The 18,462-nt window shown below is 72.9% G+C and carries 15 protein-coding genes and 1 pseudogene; 7 read left to right on the top strand and 9 right to left on the bottom strand.

All coding sequences use genetic code 11. The annotated features are described in order from the left end of the window. Positions 1–19: 19 nt before the first annotated feature. Together BOQ63_RS36330 and BOQ63_RS36335 are read right to left on the bottom strand one after the other, a co-directional pair. On the bottom strand, positions 20–1,237 hold the full coding sequence (locus BOQ63_RS36330) for a threonine synthase (RefSeq protein WP_037829413.1): 1,218 nt from the start codon (positions 1,235–1,237) through the stop codon (positions 20–22). Between the two features lie 134 nt (positions 1,238–1,371). Then, positions 1,372–1,926, bottom strand: coding sequence for a YceI family protein (locus BOQ63_RS36335; RefSeq protein ID WP_030550898.1), 555 nt, complete (start codon positions 1,924–1,926; stop codon positions 1,372–1,374). A gap of 231 nt (positions 1,927–2,157) precedes the next feature. Here BOQ63_RS36335 and BOQ63_RS36340 point away from each other — a divergent pair, with 231 nt between their 5' ends. Beyond that, positions 2,158–2,460: a hypothetical protein gene (locus BOQ63_RS36340; RefSeq protein ID WP_143174833.1), complete on the top strand. Its 303-nt coding sequence runs from the start codon at positions 2,158–2,160 to the stop codon at positions 2,458–2,460. A gap of 51 nt (positions 2,461–2,511) precedes the next feature. On the opposite strand, the gene BOQ63_RS36345 is transcribed toward BOQ63_RS36340, so the two are convergent. Next, positions 2,512–5,322 (bottom strand): penicillin acylase family protein, encoded by a 2,811-nt coding sequence (locus BOQ63_RS36345; RefSeq protein WP_030283540.1) that lies wholly within the window; start codon positions 5,320–5,322, stop codon positions 2,512–2,514. 213 nt (positions 5,323–5,535) lie between these two features. Between BOQ63_RS36345 and BOQ63_RS36350 the strand changes: the two genes are divergently transcribed. Both BOQ63_RS36350 and BOQ63_RS36355 read left to right on the top strand, forming a co-directional pair. Next, positions 5,536–6,759 carry an SUKH-4 family immunity protein gene (locus tag BOQ63_RS36350; protein WP_157846517.1) on the top strand — a complete coding sequence of 408 codons (1,224 nt, stop codon included), beginning with the start codon at positions 5,536–5,538 and terminating at the stop codon, positions 6,757–6,759. A 58-nt stretch (positions 6,760–6,817) separates the two neighbouring features. Then, positions 6,818–7,531: a hypothetical protein gene (locus BOQ63_RS36355; protein WP_072655678.1), complete on the top strand. Its 714-nt coding sequence runs from the start codon at positions 6,818–6,820 to the stop codon at positions 7,529–7,531. Between the two features lie 156 nt (positions 7,532–7,687). On the opposite strand, the gene BOQ63_RS36360 is transcribed toward BOQ63_RS36355, so the two are convergent. Together BOQ63_RS36360 and BOQ63_RS36365 are read right to left on the bottom strand one after the other, a co-directional pair. Beyond that, a complete protein-coding gene (locus tag BOQ63_RS36360) occupies positions 7,688–8,284 on the bottom strand; it encodes a DUF1349 domain-containing protein (protein ID WP_030550892.1) in 597 nt (198 codons plus the stop codon). A 24-nt stretch (positions 8,285–8,308) separates the two neighbouring features. Beyond that, positions 8,309–9,322, bottom strand: a complete 1,014-nt coding sequence (locus BOQ63_RS36365) for a zinc-binding dehydrogenase (RefSeq protein WP_030283549.1) — start codon at positions 9,320–9,322, stop codon at positions 8,309–8,311. 101 nt (positions 9,323–9,423) lie between these two features. Between BOQ63_RS36365 and BOQ63_RS36370 the strand changes: the two genes are divergently transcribed. Next, positions 9,424–10,083, top strand: coding sequence for a TetR/AcrR family transcriptional regulator (locus BOQ63_RS36370; protein ID WP_046386322.1), 660 nt, complete (start codon positions 9,424–9,426; stop codon positions 10,081–10,083). Positions 10,084–10,181: 98 nt separating this feature from the next. On the opposite strand, the gene BOQ63_RS36375 is transcribed toward BOQ63_RS36370, so the two are convergent. The 3 genes from BOQ63_RS36375 to BOQ63_RS36385 form a co-directional block, all read right to left on the bottom strand. Next, complete coding sequence (locus BOQ63_RS36375; protein ID WP_030283553.1) at positions 10,182–10,553, bottom strand: DUF4180 domain-containing protein; 372 nt, start codon at positions 10,551–10,553, stop codon at positions 10,182–10,184. Positions 10,554–10,646: 93 nt separating this feature from the next. After that, entirely contained in the window at positions 10,647–11,324 is a 678-nt protein-coding gene (locus tag BOQ63_RS36380; protein ID WP_030283555.1) for a macro domain-containing protein, read from the bottom strand. Between the two features lie 152 nt (positions 11,325–11,476). Beyond that, the gene (locus BOQ63_RS36385) at positions 11,477–12,691 is read right to left on the bottom strand and encodes an IS110 family RNA-guided transposase (RefSeq protein ID WP_150476246.1); all 1,215 of its coding nucleotides are present in this window, start codon (positions 12,689–12,691) and stop codon (positions 11,477–11,479) included. A gap of 324 nt (positions 12,692–13,015) precedes the next feature. Here BOQ63_RS36385 and BOQ63_RS36390 point away from each other — a divergent pair, with 324 nt between their 5' ends. The 3 genes from BOQ63_RS36390 (at position 13,016) to BOQ63_RS36400 (ending at position 18,107) form a co-directional block, all read left to right on the top strand. Beyond that, positions 13,016–14,641 carry an ADP-ribosyltransferase domain-containing protein gene (locus tag BOQ63_RS36390; RefSeq protein ID WP_030283558.1) on the top strand — a complete coding sequence of 542 codons (1,626 nt, stop codon included), beginning with the start codon at positions 13,016–13,018 and terminating at the stop codon, positions 14,639–14,641. Between the two features lie 115 nt (positions 14,642–14,756). Next, positions 14,757–16,826, top strand: coding sequence for a HelD family protein (locus BOQ63_RS36395; RefSeq protein ID WP_191093621.1), 2,070 nt, complete (start codon positions 14,757–14,759; stop codon positions 16,824–16,826). A gap of 522 nt (positions 16,827–17,348) precedes the next feature. Then, a complete protein-coding gene (locus BOQ63_RS36400) occupies positions 17,349–18,107 on the top strand; it encodes a thioesterase II family protein (protein WP_197698012.1) in 759 nt (252 codons plus the stop codon). Positions 18,108–18,167: 60 nt separating this feature from the next. On the opposite strand, the pseudogene BOQ63_RS36405 reads toward BOQ63_RS36400, so the two are convergent. Then, positions 18,168–18,398, bottom strand: a pseudogene (locus tag BOQ63_RS36405) (zinc ribbon domain-containing protein); the annotation flags it as partial. Between the last annotated feature and the right edge of the window lie 64 nt (positions 18,399–18,462).

An 18,462-nucleotide genomic window follows, 5' to 3' on the forward strand; every position in this document is an offset into this window, starting at 1 on the left:
CCCCGTGCCCCGTCCTCGGTCAGCCGGTGATCCCGGCCGCGCGCAGCCGGCGCTCGACCTCCTCCCAGGTGGGGACGGCGGGGGTGGTCCGGTGGGAGCCCATGCCCTTGTCCTTGAAGCCGCTCGAGGTGGAGACGCACACCACCGGGCCGTCGTCCGGGGCCTGCGCGCCGAGGCTGCGCAGCCCGGCCAGACCGGCCGCCGCGGACAGTTCGGCCCACAGCCCGGCGCGGGCCAGCTCGCCCTGGGCCTCGGCGAGTTGACGGTCGTCCACGGTCAGCGTCCGGCCGCCGCTCCCGCGCACCGCCAGCACGCCCCGGTAGCCGCTCACCGGCGAGGCGATCGAGTACGCCTCGCTCGCGCCGACCGTCACGTGCGCGGCCGGCGCGCCCTCGGCGAGCGCCCGGTGCAGCGCGCCGGAGGCCGCGGACTCGCAGGCGAACACCCGCGGCACCCGGTCGGCCAGGCCCAGCCGGCGCAGCTCCTCGAAGCCCTTCCAGACGCCGAAGAGCAGCTCCCCGTACCCGGTCGGGACGAACACCGCGCTCGGCACGCCGACGTCCTGGAAGATCTCGTACGCCACCGTCTTGTAGCCCTCGGGGCCGTAGGCGTGTCCGGTGTGGGTGGTGGTCAGGTTGCTGACCGGGTGCAGTCCGAGCCGCTCCACCACCTGGCGGAGCAGTGGCCAGCGGGCCTCCCACGGCACGGGCAGGACGACGGCGCCGTAGGCGTTGAGGAAGGCGTCCACGGCGGGCGGGGCGTCCGGGCCGGTGAACACCACGCAGGGCAGCCCGGCGCGGGCGGCGTAGGCGGCCGCCGAGGCGCCGTGGTTGCCGGAGGACGCCACCGCGATGCCGGGCGCCCCGGCGCCGACGGCGGCGCTGGTGGTGCAGCGGTTCAGCCGGTCCTTGTGGCTCCACGTGGGGTTGCGGGACTCGTCCTTGACGTACACGCCCGGCTCGAGCTCGACCAGCGGGGTCGCCCCCTCGCCGAGACCGGGCGCCAGCAGCGGCGGTAGCAGCGGCGCCCAGCGCTCCAGGCCGCCGCGGGCCCGTACGGGGGCGAACAGGTCGGCCGGGTCGGCCTTGTCGTAGGCGTAGTCGACCTCGACGGGGTAGGAGACGTCCTCCGTGCTGGTGCGCGGGCAGCCCGAGGTCAACGGGGGCCAGAGGGGGTAGTCGAGGGCGGGGTCGCCGAGCGAGCGCTGTCCGGTCGCGAGGGAGTCGTCTGTTGCCATGTAAGCAGCCTAAGGGGGTTCAGGTGCTACAGGCGGGTTTTCGAATCATCGGTTCCGGCTGGGGCGTGGAAGGGCCGCCGGTGCCCCCGGTGCCGGCGGCCCACTCGTTCCGGCGGGCTGCCGGTTCCCGAGGCCTACTCGTTCTGGCGGACGGCGGAGATGTCGAACTCCAGGACGACCTTCTCGCCGACCAGGACGCCGCCGCCCTCCAGCGCCGCGTTCCAGGTCACCCCGAAGTCCTTGCGGTTGATCGTGACCGAGCCCTCCAGCCCGACGCGCAGGTTGCCCATGGGGTCGACGGCGTTGCCGGTGTACTCGAAGTCGATGGAGACCGGGCGGGTGGTCCCCTTGATGGTGAGGTCTCCGGTGACCCGGTACTCGCCGTCCCCGCGCGGCTCGACCGCCGTGACGGCGAAGGTGATGGTCGGGAAGTCGGGGACGTCCAGGAAGTCGTTGGTGCGCAGGTGCTGGTCGCGCTGGGCGACGCCGGTGTCGATGCTCCCGGCCTGGATCGTGACCCGGGCGGAGCAGCGACTGGGATCGCTGCCGTCCAGGTGGGCGGCGCCCTCGAACTCGGTGAACGCGCCGCGGACCTTGGTCACCATGGCGTGCCGGGCCACGAAGCCGATCCGGGTGTGGGCGGGGTCGAGGACGTAGTCCCCGGTGAGGTCGGAGAGGTCGGCGGTCATGGTCGGGGTTCCTCCTGATCGGGGTATCGGGCTCCGCCCGGGCGCGTCCGGGCGGTCCCCGGCCCCACGCTAGGAGGGGTTTCGGGCCGGGGCTCGTCGGACTGCGCCGTCCGCCGGGTGTGGCGAGGGCGGCCGGGTGGGAAAGCTGGTCGGAACACCGGGGGGCGGACCGGATCGGTCGGTGTCGGACGGGACTGTCGTTCCGGATCGTCGGACGGGACTGGAGGCGCGATGGACAGCGGGACAAGGGCGATGGTCGACGCGGTCGAGGAGGCTCGGCGGCAGCTGCGGGAGAACGCGCTGCCCGCGTCGAAGGAAGGGTGGCGCGCCAGGGTCCCGCCCGCGGAGGAGCGGGTGATGCTGGGCGCGCTCGCCGATCTGGTGGAGGTCACGGCCGAACTGGCGACGGCCCTCTCGGACCGGATGACCACGATCGAGAGCCCGCACTTCTACAAGGGCGCGGGCAGCCGGCTCGGGGACCAGGCCCGCTACCTGCGGGAGGCCGAACAGAAGGTCGCCAGGCGGCTGGGCTGAGCGGGCCGCGGTCGCCGGCGCCGCCAGGGGCGCCGGCGACCGCTTCGCTGCTCAGCGGTGGGCGGAGAACTGCACCACCTGCTGGTAGGTCGGGCGGTTCTGCCAGGTGGTCCTGTCATCCGTCACCCCGCCCAGCGGGCGCTGGATGACGGTGTCGGCGCACCACTGGTCGCCCACCGCGCAGTCCGCGTCGCCCGGGTAGACCTGGGCGGGGGTCCGGGCGGCGGCCTGGCTCAGGGTGGTGAGCAGGACGTTCCGGCAGGCCGTGAGGTCGCCTCCGCCGCAGAAGGGGCGGGCCAGCGGTCCGGCGACCGGATCGCCCAGGACGGACCGCAGGTCCTTGTCCAGGTAGCTCCACCAGCCGTACTGGAAGGCCGAACCCTTGTGCGGGATCGACTCGTTGGCGCTGACCGGGCCGCCCGCGGAGGCTCCCGTCTGCCCGCCGGAGGGCGACTCGTTGATCTGCAGCGCGCCGGTCAGGGCGGTGAACAGCTGGTCGCCGAGCCCGGGCCGCATCACGCCGTCGGCGAGCAGCGGCCACCAGGCGTCCAGCACCCGGATCGCGGTGGCGTCCGCGTAGCCGTGGCTGCCGGGTGAGGTCTCCTTCCGCTGGGCGCCGTCGGCGAGCCAGGCCTCCAGCTGCTGGAGGGCGGTGGCGGCCGCCGGGTCGGTGACCGGTGCGCTGCGCAGCACCCGGATCAGGTCGGGCAGCACGTCCTCGGCCCGCAGGTCGGCCAGTGCGGCGCTCTCCATGGCCTGGGTGAGTGAGACCCTGCTGGCCTTGCCGCCGCCCTGCAGCAGCGCCCTGACGCGGTCGTCGAGCAGGTTGGCGCGGTGCACCGAGCCGTTGCCGAAGCCCGCGGCGGTGTAGCCGTCGGCCTGCTTGTTGTTCCAGGAGACGTAGTAGTCCTGGTTGACGGACTGCGGGTGCTCGGCGGGCGGGGTGTACCGGGCGGTGTTGGTGGCCGGGTCGAAGTCCGCCCACTCGTAAACCGGTTGGGCGAGTACGGGGAGGCCGGGGTCGACGCCGGGGGCGCGGACCGGATTGCTGCCGGAGTTGTAGTAGGCGATGTCGCGGGAGTCGGCGTAGAACCAGTTGAAGGTGTAGTTGATGTCCTGCGCCGCCTGCTGGAAGCTCGGCGCGTCGTGCACCGCGCCGGGGTCGTTCAGCTCCTGGAAGCCGATGATGGAGTCGGCCTCGTGCCGGTAGGTGGAGCGCAGCGAGGTGAAGGCGACCGGGGCGCCGCCGACCGTGCCACGGGCCGTCACCAGGCCGTAGTCGGAGCGGTACATCACCAGGGTGTACGAGCCGGCCGGGGTGGAGTCGGCGGTGGTCGGGCTCCAGGCGTCCTTGCGCTCCAGCCGGTCGAACGGTACGCAGCTGCCGTGCCAGAGGTAGGAGTTGGCGGCGGTGGTGACCGGTGAGCCGTCGGTGGTGCAGAGCGGGACGGCGTAGGTGTCGGTGATGTCCTGCCCGGCCGAGGTGGCGCTCCAGGCGTAGTCCTGGCCGCGGCCGAGCTGCACGTAGAAGCTGAGGCCCGCGAAGGCCGCGCCGCGGGCGCTGATCCCCGGGCCCTGGAGCTCCTCAAGCATCAGCAACTGCGGTGCGAAGTAGCCGGTTTGAGGGCCGAACACGGCGACGGGGTGGCCGTCGTCGGTGTGCGCGCCGGAGACCAGCAGGGCGTTGGACATGCCGTGCTTGGCGGTGAGCAGGTTGCCGGGCAGGACGCCGTTCGCCTTCGTGGTCGCGGTGTTGGCCGAGCCGGTGGCGTCGTAGATCATCCGCTCGGGGACCACCGAGCCCGGGTCGGGCAGCGCCTGGCCCCGAGGGTCGTCGGGCACCGTCGCGTACGGGAAGCTCTGCCCGTCGTGCAGGGTCCGCACGGCCTCCGGGTCGTCGGCCTCGCGCAGGGAGCGCCACACCGCGTCCCCGGCGTCCTTGCCGTAGCGGGCCTCGGCGGCCGACCTGACCTGGGCGGAGGCGAGTTCACCGCCGCCGCCGGAGCCGAACAGCGCGCCCACCACCGAGGCCAGGGCGACCAGGTCGGTCAGCTTGAAGGGCGCGATCGAACCGGCGTTGGTGATCGGGTCGATGTGCCCGGTCAGGTCGTACTCGCCGGGGAAGGTGCGGCCGTTGTACGCCTCGGTGACGTACCGGTTGATGCCGTCCAGGTAGGCGTTGGCGTCGGCGAGCGCCTGGGTGGCCCGGCCGCCGCGGGCGGCGAGCGCGTCGATCTGCTGCTGCAACTCGGCCTCGGTGTACGGCGCGGCCTGCCAGAAGCTCTGCTCCAGCTGCCGGTTGGCGGCCGCGCCGCCGGCGAAGCCGGACAGCTCGCCGCGGCCGACGTGCCGGAACAGGTCCATCACCCAGAGCCGGTCCTGCGCGGCGGCGTAGCCGGCGCCGAACTCGGTCCCGTACCGGGTGGTACCGGTGATGTGCGGCACGCCGGTGGCCTTGTCGCGCACGATCGTCACGTCCGGGCGCGGGCTGGCGGTGCTGGCCACCTGGTCGGCGGGCACCCCGAAGGACGCGTCGTTGAAGAAGCTCCGTAACCCGGCCTCGGTGAGCCCCGGGTACCCGGAGGCGAGGGCGGCGTACGGCCCGAGCTGGTCGTCGGTGTGCGCGGGGCGGCTGCCGAACATCCGGTTCAGCAGGATCTCGGCGAGCGTGGCGTTGCCGTTCTCGCCGGGCGGCAGGATGTCGGTGCAGCGGCCGCCGCAGTAGTCGGGGGCGGCTGCCGCGGTGGGGGAGGGGGTGGCGCCGGCGGTGGCCGGTGCGGTCAGGGCGGCGGTGACGAACAGGGCCGACGCGAGGGCGACGGCGGCGGACCTGAGGCGGTGGGGGCGTGTGCGTGGGCGCAAGGAGAGCTCCTCCGTCGAAGCCACGGGGAGTCGACGGTAGGGGGGCTACTGAACGGTTGGCTAGTGGCGTGCATGCCATTTCGGTGGCACGACTGCGGGGAACTGACGGTTCGTGGACCCGGGGACCGGGGCCGGTTGTCAGTGCGGTCGGTTATGGTCGCTCGCGTCGGTGGAAGATCGTCCGTCGCGGGTCGGCGGGGCAGGGGGCGTGCGGTGACGGGGACTGGTGTGGAGGCCGGGCGGCTTCGGATGGTGCCCGAAGGGGTCACGCACGGGCCGAGCCGGGAACTGCTCGCGGCCGGGGAGCTGTGCTGGTCGTACGCGTACCTGGACCTGGAGGCCTCGGGGGACGAGCCGCTGCAGTCCGCGAGCTCCTGGTACGAGCGGCAGGGCGTTCGGGGCACCGAGGGCCTGTACGTGCTGGGGGAAGCACGGTACGAGGCCTTTGAGGGGCCGGTCACCGTGCTGCTGGACGGTGCGAGCGGAGAGGTCTTCCTGGCCCGGCCGGACGATGACGACATGCTCCAGCGGGACTTGCTGGCCAGCAGCCCGCAGTGCCTGATCGCGCTGGCGGCGGAGATCGAGGCCGTCAGCGCGGCCGCCGGCGGCGAGCACGGCCTGGCGGACGGCGAGGTGCGGCCGTACGGCCCGGCGGCCGTCGCCGAGGTCGAGCAGCTGGTGCGACAGCTGCTGCGCGAGGCCGACCCGGAGCTGTTCCGGCGGACGGACGACCGGCCCGCGCACTGGGAGACGGCGCTGGCGATCCGTGCCCTCGACTGGGGAGCCGACGCGGGCGGTCCGGGCGGGGCGGCGTACGCGGTCTCCGCGGCCCTGGTCGAGGACCTCGCGACGCTGGAGGGCGAGGGCAGCGTCCGGCGGTTCGAGGAGGCCGAACTGCCCGCGAGCGTCAGCCACGCCCCGACCCGCCGGCTGCTGCGCGAGATCGGTCTGCCCGTCTCGGACCGGTGCCTGCTCGACGTCGAGGCCGAGGGCCCGCTGCGCACCCTGGCGCAGCAGTACCCGGAGAACTTCGACCCCGGGGACGAGGACGAGGGCGAGCTGACGACCCGCCCGCAGCAGGGCGGGTTCCTGGTGGTCGGTGGGTGGATGTACGACTTCGTGGTGCTGCTCGACGGCGCCACCGGCCGGGTCGAGCTGCCCGACCTGTGGGACGACGGAGAGCCGGCCGCCTACCTGCACCGCGACCTGTCCGCCCTGCTCTACGTGCTGTGGACCTTCGAGCGCCTGCGGGCCGTGCGCCGCGAGGCGGGACACCCGTGGACGCCCGGGCCGTGGTCGGTGTTCGAGCCGTCCGAACTCCTCGACGGCGCGGCCGAGGCGGTGATGCGGGCTCTCGACCCGGAGGCGTTCGAGAGCGAAAGCCACTTCTGGCCGATACGGGTCGACGACGGGCACATGGGCAGCCTGCTGGAGTAGCAGCGCTGGTTGGGACGACGACCGGGGTGGGGCGTTGAGCGGGAGCGGGAGCGGATCCGTGCGGGCGTTGGTGGGGGTGGTGTGGCGGCGGAAGAAGCTGCTGCTCCTGCCCGGGATCACGGTGGCGGTGGTGGGCGGGGCCGCCGCGCTGGTGGTGTGGACGGAGGTGCTGCTCGGGGGGAGCCTTGCGCTGGGCGTGGCGGGGCTGGTGGTGCTGTCGTTCCTTGCCGTGTTCGGCACGTCCGCGTTGCTCGTTGCAGCTGCCGACGCCCTGCGGGGACGGCCGGTCGGGATCAGGGCCAGCTACGGGCGGGTTGCCGGGCGGGCGCGCCCGATCGCCGGGTGGGCGCCGATCGGGCTGATACAGGTGCTCGCGGCGGTGTTGCTGGTCGGCATGGCGTGGGTGCTGGGGAGTTACCTGGTGGTTCCGGCGTTGGTGCTCGACGGGGTGCGAGTGCGCGAGGCGATGCGGCGCTCGCGAGAGGTGTACCGGCGGGACCGTGCGGAGTTCACGCGTGGCTCGACCTGGCTGGCCTTGCCGTTCCTGCTGACCTTCCTGCCTTCCGTCGTCCTGTTCGTCCTCGGGCTCACGGCGACCGACCGCGCGCTCGGGGCGCTGCTGATGGCCGCGGCGGCGCTGTGCCTGGGGGCCGGTACGACGGTGACGGCGGGCTTGTCCGGGGTGTTCCGGGCGCGGCTGTACCTGGAGTCGAAGGGGGTGGCGGCCGCGGACCCGGTGAGCCCGGTGCTGCACGTGTCGCCGGTGGAGTAGCGGTCAGCGGCCTGCGGTGATGCGGGCCCTGACGACGGTGTCCTCTGCTGGATCGCCATCGATCCGGACCCGGATCGATGGCCGGTCGTGGTGCGGAAGGCAGTTCGGGTACACGATCGGGGGTCGGCTGCCGACCCCCCGGGTGCCGTGCCCGGCTCAGTCGGGCAGGTGCAGGGCGGGGTCCGCGGGCCCCTGGGAGCGGCGGGTGAAGCGGACCTGGAGGCCGGCGCGTTCCGGGGAGCAGCAGAACGGGCCGGCCGTGGCGGTGGCGTCCGGGGCGAGCGGCGCGAGGCGGACCAGGCGCCAGGGGCCGTCCTCGCAGCGGGCGCGGATGGTGACGGCGTCGCCGGTGCGGCTGGCGCGGATGGTGACCGGACGGCCGTGCCAGTCGGGGACGGGCGCGAGGGACCAGTCGGAGACGCCGTGGGTGACCACCGCGCCCACGTGCGGGAGGCCGTCGCTCATCTCGACTCCGGCCTTGATCCACGTCCGGGGGTCGACCCGGATCAGCAGGCCGGCCTGGTCGTAGAGGGCGGTGAAGTCCGCGAGGAAGGTGACTTCGGTGGCGCTGCCCGGCGGGAACTCGGTGAGCAGCGCGTGGCCGTCGTCGCGGACGAAGCCGTAGCTGGTGGTGCGCCAGAAATCGCTGCGGTCGCGGGCGGTGACCAGGAGGTCGGTGCCGTCGATCCGTACGTTCTCCGGTTCGTTGAGCCAGCTGCCCTCGTGCCAGGGGATGTCGCGGGTCGGCTGCATGCGGATGTCCTCTCGGTCGGCGGGTCAGGGCTTGAGGACCAGGCGGATCGGGTTCCCCTCCTTGCGCTCCAGCGCCTCGACCGCGCGGGCCGCGTCGGCCAGCGGGTAGGTGCCGCTCACTGAGCGGGCGAAGTCCAGGCGGCCGCCGTGGACCAGGTTGACCAGGTCGATGACGTCCTGGCCGTCGGAGCCGTAGTGGCCGAGGATCTGCTGACGCAGGTAGCTGACCCGGGTGCCGTCGGTGACGGTCAGCGGCTTGTCGGTGAGGCCGACGAGCACCAGGCGGCCGCGCTCGCCGAGGGTGGCCATGGCCTGCTCGCGCACCGGGGCGACGCCGGCGAAGTCGAAGGCGGCGGCGAGCGGTCGGCCGCCGGTGGCCGCGCGCAGATGCTCGGTGAACTGCGGGTCGGCCGGGTCCAGGGCGGTGTCGGCGCCGAAGGCGAGGGCGCGTTCCCGGGCGGCGGGGAGCGGGTCGACGGCGACGATCGGGAAGGCGCCGATCGCGCGCAGCAGCTGGACGCCGTGGGCGCCGAGCCCACCGACGCCCCAGACGCCGACGGCCTCGGCCGGGCGGACCGCGCCGGTGGTGGTGATGGCGGCCCAGGGGGTGGAGACCGCGTCGGGGATGAAGCAGGCCTGCTCGAAGGGGAGCTCGTCCGGGATCGGCACCAGCGTGGTGGCGGTGGCGAGCGCGTACTCGGCCCAGCCGCCGTCGTAGTCCACGCCGCGGGTGAACACCCTGCCGTTGCGGTGCTCGCCGGCCTGGAGCAGGACCCGGTCGCCGACGGTGGCGCCGGTCACGCCCGCGCCGAGGGTGTGGACGGTGCCCGCCACCTCGTGGCCGAGGGTGACCTTGTCGCCCTTGAGGAGGAAGGGCTTGAGCGTGCCGTCGATCAGGTGCACGTCGGAGAGGCAGACGCCGGCGGCCTCGACCTTGATCAGCACCTCACCCGGGCCGGGCGCCGGGACGGGCACCTCCTCGACTGCGAAAGAGCCCTTGGCGACGTCGAGGCGGCCCGCGAGCATGGTGGCGGTCATCGGGATGTCCCTTCTGCCGGGGGCGGCGGGGTCGGGGGAGTGCCTCGCCGTCCCACACTTGCTTGTTGGCCAACAAGCAAGTTCGACCCTAGCATGGTGCCATGCCCACGCACGATGACCTGGCTGCCCGCGCAACCGGCCCGCAGGACGCGCCGCCCCGCCGTACCCAGGCCGAGCGTCGTGCCCATGCCGAGCGCGCGCTGCTCGCTGCCGCCGCCCGGCTGATCGCCGAGCACGGCAGCACCGGGGTCACCCTGGCCCGGGTGGGGGAGGAGGCGGGCTTCAGCCGTGGCCTGGCCACCCACTACTTCGGCTCCAAGGCCGCGCTGCTCGCCCGGCTCCAGGAGGAGGCGCTGGCCGAGGCGATGGCGGCGGCCGCGCCCGAGCGCAGCGGCGCCGGGGCGGCGGAGGAGCTGTGCCGCTTCGCCCGGGGCTGCCTGGAGGGCGTGCGGAACCCGACCGACCTGGGCCGGGCCTTCGTGGTGCTGGGCGCCGAGGCGCTCGCCGGTGCCTCCGAACTGACTGCCGCAGTCGCCGAGTTGGACGAGCGGACGCGGGGCTGGGCAGCTGAGGTGGTCGGCCAGGGGCTCGCCGAGGGGCAGGTGCGGGCCGGGGTGGACGCACGGGCCTTCGCGTTCGCCTTCGTGGGGCTGCTCAAGGGGCTGGTGGTGCAGGCGGCGGCCGCGCCGGGGGCCTTCGACGTGACAGCGGCCACGACGGAGGCGGAGCGCTGGATCCGGCTGGCACTGCCGGCCGGCTGAGGGCGGCTCCCGGACGTACCCGGAAACGCCGCGCGCCGCGCCGGAGGTCCGGCGCGGCGCGGTTCGCAGCGGGTTTCTCAGCAAGTTTCGCGGCGAGGTCAGGGGGCTGCTGGCTCCAGCCGGGCCGCGAGGGCGTCGGTGTCCGCGAGGAACCAGATGTGGGAGCCCCGGTTCGACTCGACGACGAGCGATCGCAGCGCCGAACTGGCCTCCAGATGACGGGAGATGTCGCCGAGCACGACCAGCCGGACGTGGTAGTTGACGAACTTCTGCATCACCTCGCCGGCGAACCCGGTGCTCAGGACGAAGAACGTGTCGTCCAGCCGGTCGGCGGGCACGGCGACCAACTCGGCACCGTCGTACGTCGCGCCGATGAGATCCAGTGCGTCCTGCACGGTGGTGATCGAGGGCCCGGCGGGGTCGCACACGAGCACCTTCACCCCGCTCAGTTCCCGCACTGTGTCTGCCATGGCGCTCTCCTGCCGGTCGGTGTACGGAACCGGACGTGATCATCCGGGAACGAGCCCCAACGTAGACCGGACGGAACGCCGTTCGGAAACGATTTACCGCCTCCGGCCGCGGCCCGTCGGCGCCGTGATGCGCACCCGCGTGGTGGGGGCCGCCTGTTCGAGGTCCTCCAGCTGGGCCAGGACGGTGGCGCGCAGCTCGTCGTCGTCCTCGAAGTGGTGGTCGTTGAAGAGCGTGTAGCCCGTCCACATCAGGTTGGCGCACACCCGGGCCGGCACCCGGCCGGTCTGGGCCCCCATGCCGACCAGTGCCACCGACCGGATGCTGCCCGGCGCCAGCCGGTTCTGCCGGTGGACGGCCTGGAAGGCGGCCGCGCAGGCGAGGGCCACGTTGAGGGTCTCGCTCACGTTCTGCGAGGAGGTCTCCATCGTGGGCGCGGATATCAGGAACTTCGGGTTGACCGCCCCGGACGGCACGCAGACGGCGCTGCCCACCGGCAGTGTGCCCGCGTACCGGCTGCGGATCGCCCGCTGCACCTTCAGCTGGATGCCCGCCCCCAGGTGCCGCTTGATCGCCGCGTCCGTCCCGCCGTCCATCCGGCCGCGGGAGTTGGTCGGGCTGACCCAGGCGTCGACGTTCTCGGCGAGGATCGAGCCGTGCCGGATCTCGATGTCGGGGACGTCGGCGAAGGCCGCCCGCCACGAGTCGACCACGGTCGCGTTGAGGTCCGTCAGTACCACCCTGAGCGGGGACTGCGCGCCGTCCGTCGTCATGCTGCCACTCCTGTCGTTCGTCGAGCCCTGTCGTTCGTCGAGCCCTGTTGTCCGTCGAGCTGTGTCCCGCCGTCGAACTCGAAGCTAATGCCAGGCACTGACAATCCGCCCGCCGTCGACCGGTCGCGCCGGATTGATGCTCCTATGGGCTGTCAAGCGGCGGTGAGCCAGTCGCGGTAGGCGATGGCGAGGTCGTCGTCTCGGCGGATCCCGCGTTCGAGGGCTGAGATGGTGGTCGGCCAGACCCCGAAGTGGTGGGCCACGGCGGTGAGGGTGATGTTCTTGGACTGCCGCAGGGGTCGCAGGTCGGCGATGCCGGGGACGGTGACCGTAGTCGTCAGGCAGCGGAACATCTCCCGGGCGATGGCTCGTTTCAGGAGCCGGATGATCTCCTTCTTCGTCCGGCCGGCGTCGGTCTGTCGTGCCACGTATTCGCGGGTGCGGGAGTCGCTGGACATGCGGACCAGGGCGATGCGGTAGAGAGCGGCGTTGGCTGCCCGGTCACCGCCTCGTGAGAGGCGGTGCCGGTTGGTCCTGCCGCTGGACGCGGGGACCGGTGCGGCTCCGCAGAGCGCGGCGAAGGCGGCCTCGGTGCGCATGCGTTCGGGGTTGCCGCCGGCGGTGATCAGCAGCTGGGCGGCGGTGTCAGGGCCGACTCCGTAGGCGGCCCGCAGGCCGGGGTTGTGGACGCTGACCTCGGCATCCAGGGCCCGGGTCAGGGCCTCGTGCTCGGCGGTGAGCTCCTTGGCGCGTCGGGCGAGGCTCTTCAGCGCGGTGAGGACCGCGACGTGGACCGCGTCCCCGGCCGGCCGCAGCCGGGCCAGGGCGTCGGTGCGCTCCGCCGCCTTGAGCCGCCCGTACTTGGCACGGATGGTCTCGGGCGCGGTGATGAGGAGGTGGCCGATCTGGTTGAGGGCGGCGGTGCGTGCCTTGACGGCGGAGCGGGCTGCGTTGTGCAGGGCGCGTATGCCGGCGACAGTGCCGTCCTTGGGGGCGCTGGAGGCGCGTCCGGACAGGGCGGCCCGGGCGGCAGCGTAGGCGTCGATGGGGTCGGACTTGCCGATGCGGCGGCGTTCGGCCCGGTCGGGCCGGTTGACCTCGACGACCCGGTGCCCGTGGGAGCGGGCAGCGCGGGTGAATCCGGCTCCGTAGGAGGACGTGCCCTCCACGCCGATCGCGAGCACGTGACCGTGGGCGCCGAGGAAGGCCAGGGCCGCGGCGTATCCGGCAGCGGTGGTGGTGAACTCGGCGTCCGCGAGGTGGCCGCCGTTGTCGCTGATGACGGCGACGTGGAGGGTGTCGGCGTGGGAGTCGACCCCGCCGAACACATCCTGGCCCGCCGGGTCTTCTACGACCGCTGATGTCATGCTGATGACGCCTTCCCAACCGGAGGTTGGCGCCGGCCGGGTGGCGCAGACAGGACATTGAGGGGGCTTCTGGACCAAGCTCCTATCAGGTCATGTTCCGCCCGGCCGGAGCCATGAGAACAGGTCCCGGCGGCCGGACAGAACAATCGGAAGACAGCCCAGCAGGGCGTCAGTCAGTGCCCGAGTCACGACCACCGGAACCTGAGTATCAGCATCAATGTCAGTGCCCGCTGTTAGGAATGTGCTGTCCGCCAGGGAGCTGACGGACAGTCATGCGAAGGTCCGTACGACTTTTCCGTGTTCCGATCCAGCCGGAGTACCGCCATGAGCGCTGCCGATTCCCCCACCCCCGTCCAGCCCGACCCGAACGACCCGCTGGCCCTCGCGGAACTCTTCCGCGGCGGCGGCGAGCCGTGGCTCCCGGTGCTGAAGCCGGTCATCGAGGCGCGGCCCGGCGCGGCCTCGTTCATCGGCGCGGGCCGCAGTCCGGAGGTCGTGCCGGTCCGCGAGCTGACCTTCCAGGCGCTCAAGCCGCAGGCCCCGCACAAGTGGAGGGTGGTGGTCTTCGGCCAGAACCCGTACCCGCGGCCGGAGAGCGCCACCGGCATCGCCATGTTCGACAACGCCTTCCACGACTGGAAGGACAGCCAGTTCGGCCGGGTGATCAGCATTCGCTGCATCATCAAGGCCGCGGCGATGTGGAAGTACGGCATACCCAAGAAGACGCCGATCGCGGACGTCCGCGCGCTGCTGAAGAAGGAGGAGACGGTCCAGCCGCCGGAGTGGTTCCAGGCGATGCTGACCCAGGGCGTGCTGCTGCTGAACGCGGCGCTCACCGCCAGCGCCGACGGTTCGATGGGTCCGGACGAGCACACCGGGTTCTGGCGGCCGGTGGCCGAGCGGATCGTCGAGGAGATCCTCCGGGCCAAGCAGCAGGCGGGGGAGGAGGACCGGGGCGTCGTTTTCGCCTGGTGGGGTGCGCACGCGCGCAGCCTGAAGAGCGTCGTGCAGCGGCTGGAGAAGAAGTACCCGGAGGTGCAGGTCCGCCACATCGACCACGCCAACCCGGCGGCCCAGGGCGACATCTTCTGCGACAACGACCACTTCGCCACGGTGAACGCCGCCCTCACCTCGCTCGGCGCGGACGAGATCGACTGGCTGCCCAGCAAGGGCTGGAACGACGCCGCGGCACAGGGTGAGGGCGCGGACGGCGGGGTCGCCGAGCGGATGGGCGCGTTCATCGCCTCCACCATGGAGCTGCACCAGCTCTACCTGGACCGCCTGGCGAGCGTCAAGGACGAGGGCCTCGAACTCCCCGCCATCAGCGGGGTGTTCGAAACGCCGCTGATGGACTTCCGGGATGCCGTGGCCCCGGTCGCCGGGCTGCTCCGCGGCCTGGACCGGCACGTCGCGCTGTCGCACGACTTCGGCAAGCGGCGGGCGGACGAGGGTGCGGCCTCCGGCCTGTCCGCCGACGCGATCGCCGCGCTGTACCTCTACACCTGCGAGTCCGCGTTCTACCGGGAGATCAACGCGGTGCTGCGCTCGCCGGACCGCGGTCGGCTCGTCCCGTACCTGCCGTACCTGCGGCTGCTGTTCGCGGCGGTGGCCCAGCTGCCGGTCCGCACCGAACCGCTCTGGCGCGGGGTGTCGCTGGACCTGCGCAAGCAGTACCCGCTCGGACGGACGGTCACGTGGTGGGGCGTGTCCTCCTGCACGTCCGAGCTCGGCGTGGCGAAGTCCTTCCTGGGCAGCCGGGGCAAGCGGACGCTGTTCGAGGTGCGGCCGCTGCGCGCCACGGGCATCCAGCGCTTCTCGGCGTTCACGGGCGAGGAGGAGTACATCCTGCTGCCCGGCACCCAGCTGGAGGTCACGGACGTGCAGGCGCAGCGCGGCGGGCTGTGCACCGTGACGCTGACCGAGATCGCGGAGGGGCCGCTGGTGTCCTGAGAACCGCATTCGGGCCGAGCGCCGCGGCTAAGCTGTCTGACCAAGTCAGAATCTTGACTGAGTTAAGTTAAGATGGTTCCTCCGAACAACAGCCGAGCCGAGCGCGGAGGAAGCGATGACGTCAAAAGCCATGGGCCTCGACGGTGAGTTGGCGCGCGAGCGGAGCTATGTCGAGTCCTGCCGGGCGGCGTCGGCCCGGCAGGTCGCGGACGCCGACCACCAGGTCGTCGCCGGCGAGGACGTCTCCGGCGACGGTGCCAGTGCCGAAGCCCTGGGCCGGTACCTGCGGACCAGGGCCAAGCGGATGAAGGAGCTTCCGGAGAGCCCCGTCTTCTTCGGCCGCCTCGACTTCGGTGACGCCCCCGAGGCCGGGGACCACCGGGGGCAGCGCTACTACGTCGGCCGCCGGCGCATCTCCGAGGACCCGACCGTGCCGCCCCTGGTCGTCGACTGGCGAGCACCGGTCTCCCGGGCGTTCTACCGGGCGAGCGCCCACGACCCGCTCGGACTCGCCGGACGCCGGCGGTTCGGCTGGGCGCCGTCGAGTCCGGGCCTGCCGGAGGACCTCACCGGACTGGAGGACGAACTCCTCGGCGACGCCGACGGGCGGGGACCGAGCCGTCCGGGCGGCATCCTCGCCGCCGAGATCGAGCGCCCGCGCACCGGTCCGATGCGCGACATCGTCGCCACCATCCAGCCCGAGCAGGACGAACTGGTGCGCGGCGAGCTGAGCGAGTCCGTCTGCGTCCAGGGCGCGCCCGGCAGCGGCAAGACCGCCGTCGGCCTGCACCGCGCCGCGTACCTGCTCTACAGCTTCCCCCAGCGGATCCGCCGCGGCGGCCTGCTGGTCATCGGACCCAACCGGACCTTCCTGCGCTACATCGCCGAAGTCCTCCCCGCCCTCGGCGAACTCGACGTCTCCCAGTGCACCGTCGAGGACCTGGTCGCCAGCCGCCCGGTCACGGCGGTGGACGGGGAACGGGCCGCCGCGGTCAAGCAGGACGCCCGGATGGCCGAGGTGCTGCGCCGGGCGCTGTACGGCCGGATCCGGGCGGCCGGCTCCGAGCCGCTGGTCGTCCCGGAGGGCTCCTACCGCTGGCGGGTGCCCGGCGAGCGGCTCGACCGGCTGGTCGCCGAGGTCCGGGAGCAGGCAGCGCCGTACGCGATCGGGCGGGAGAACGTCCGAGCCCGGGTTGTGGCGCTGATCCAGCACCAGGCCGAACGCCGGACCGACGTCAAGAACGCCACCTGGCAGCAGAAGATCGGCCGCTGCCGACCGGTCGCGGCCTTCCTGGAGACCGCCTGGCCGGCGCTGCGCCCCGAGACGGTGGTGGCCGCGCTGCTCGGCGACCCCGCCGTGCTGGCCGGGGCCGCGCACGGCGTGCTCGACACCGAGGAACAGGCGGCGCTACGGTGGCCCAGGCCGCCGCGCTCGGAGCGCAGCGCGAAGTGGTCCGAGCACGACCTGCTGCTCCTCGACGAGGTGGCCGGACTGATCGAGCGCCCGGCGAGCTTCGGCCACGTGGTGGTGGACGAGGCCCAGGACCTCTCCCCGATGCAGTGCCGGGCGATCGCCCGCCGCAGCGCCTTCGGCTCCCTCACCGTGTTGGGCGACCTCGCCCAGGCCACCGCCCCCTGGTCCGCCCGCAGCTGGGCCGAGCAGCTCGCCCACCTGGGCAAGCCGCAGGCCGCCCTGGTACCGCTCACCACCGGCTACCGCGTCCCGGCCGCCGTCATGGCGCTGGCCAACCGACTGCTCGGCGCCCTGGACGTGGACGTGCCGCCTGCGCTCTCACTGCGCCCGGACGGCGAGGTGACCGTCCGTCCGGTGCCCGACCTGGACGGGGCCGTCGTGGCCGCGGTGCGAGCCGCCCTGCAACGGGAGGGCTCGATCGCCGTGATCGCCGCCGACGACACCCTGACCCGGGCCGCCGCCGCACTCCGGGCCGCCGGGATCCCGACCGCCCCCGCCGAGGACGCCGGCACCACCGCCCGGGTCACGGCCCTGCCCGCCGCGCTGGCCAAGGGTCTCGAGTACGACCACGTCATCGTCCTGGAACCCGCCGCCATCGCCGAGGCCGAACCCCGCGGCCTGCACCGCCTCTACATGGTCCTCACCCGCGCGGTCTCCCGCCTCGACCTCCTCCACACCCGCCCCCTCCCGGCCCCGCTGACCACTCCCTGACCGCCGCCGCGGGGTCAGAGCACCCGGCGGGGCCAGGAGCGGGGGTCCTGGGGCGTAGTGCAGCACCGCCGCGCCCGGGTGCAGCGGGAACGGGGCCGGCGGACCGACCCCGGCTGCCCCGGGCCCCGCGCGGGCGGGCCGTGCCCGTCCGGTGGCGCTGCGGCGAGGCGGCGCCGGATAAGCCAATGCGACTTCCCCGTGAGTTGCGCCCCCGATTCCCCGCCGGGGTGGCCCGGTTGTCGAATCGGACCATTCAGGAGGGGGCGCAGCCGGGCAGCTGGCCGGTTATCGCCAACTATTGAGCGTGCTCACTCAGCTGAGGTACAGTCATCAGCGGTTGATCGGCACACTATTCATCATCCTCGATGGCAGAACCGACCAGGCGGCACAACCGGCCTCCGCAGAGCGGCGATCCAGTGACGGATCGAATGAGTTCTGGCATCTTTTCCAGAAAGGCCGCTTCGGAGCCATGGACTTTCCGGACGACCTCGGGCCAAAAGCCGGACTTCCTGGATGGCGCCCGTGAACGGCCAGATACTCCCCGACAAATGGTTCGTTTCCCGAGAATTGCGTCCGGAGGCGACGGTCAGGCTCGTCTGCTTCCCCCATGCCGGCGGCGCCACGGCCATGTTCGCCCGCTGGCCCGCCGCGCTCGGCCCCGGGGTCGAGGTCGCCGCACTGGCCCTGCCGGGCCGGGAGCGCCGCATCGGCGAGCCCGCGGCCGTGGAGGTGGAGCGGATCACGGAGGCCGTCGCGGCCACCGCCGACCGGCCGTACGCGCTCTTCGGCCACTCGATGGGCGCCCTCCTCGCTTTCGAGGTGGTCCGCCGACTGCGCCGGGACGGGGCCGAACTGCCCGTCCACCTCTTCGTGTCGGGCTGCCCGCGGCCCGATCACCCGCGTGGCGGCGACATCTTCGACGGCCTGTCACGACTGCCCGACGCCGAGCTGCTGGACCGGCTGGTCCGCGGTGGCGGTCTGCCCGCACTGGTGCTGGACGAGCCGGAGCTGCTGGAGCTCGTCCTGCCCGTCTGCCGGGCCGACTTCGGCTGGCTGGACGCGTACGACTGCGGCGGTGAACCGCCGGTGCCGGTACCGATCACCGCCTTCGTCGGCACCGACGACGCCTCCGCCCGGCCCGAGGACGCGGCCGGCTGGGCCGCGCACACGACCGGGCCGTTCACCCAGCACGTGGTGCCGGGCGGCCACTTCTTCCTCGACGACAACCTGGACGCCATCAGCCGGGCGATTCGCACCGGGATCGGGAGCCCCGTGGCATGACCGCCGGGTCGGTCCACTGGGTCCGGTCCACGCCACAGGGGCCGTTCCGCAGGTGTTCCGGTGGGTTCCTGTTTCAACGGGCTGTGCCTGGCGTGGGGTCGTCACACCGGGTCCCACCGGCCCTCCGCAGGCGTTTAGCCTGTCCGCCCGTCCGGCGGCCAGGATGTTACGAGAGGCGTTGAGATCACGGTCATGGAGTGCGCCGCATGCCTCGCACGTCCACTCGCGTACGGCGAGGGGTTTCGGCCCGTCCAGGACGCCACACGCGGAGCAGACCTGAAAGGTCGCCTGCGAGGATCGCTCCGTGGCGTCGCGGCTCCGATCCAGGCACTCGTTCCCCCTCGTGTCAAGGCCA

Origin of the sequence: Streptomyces viridifaciens (genome assembly GCF_001888885.2) — a bacterium.
GTDB classification, from domain to species: Bacteria; Actinomycetota; Actinomycetes; order Streptomycetales; family Streptomycetaceae; genus Kitasatospora; species Kitasatospora aureofaciens.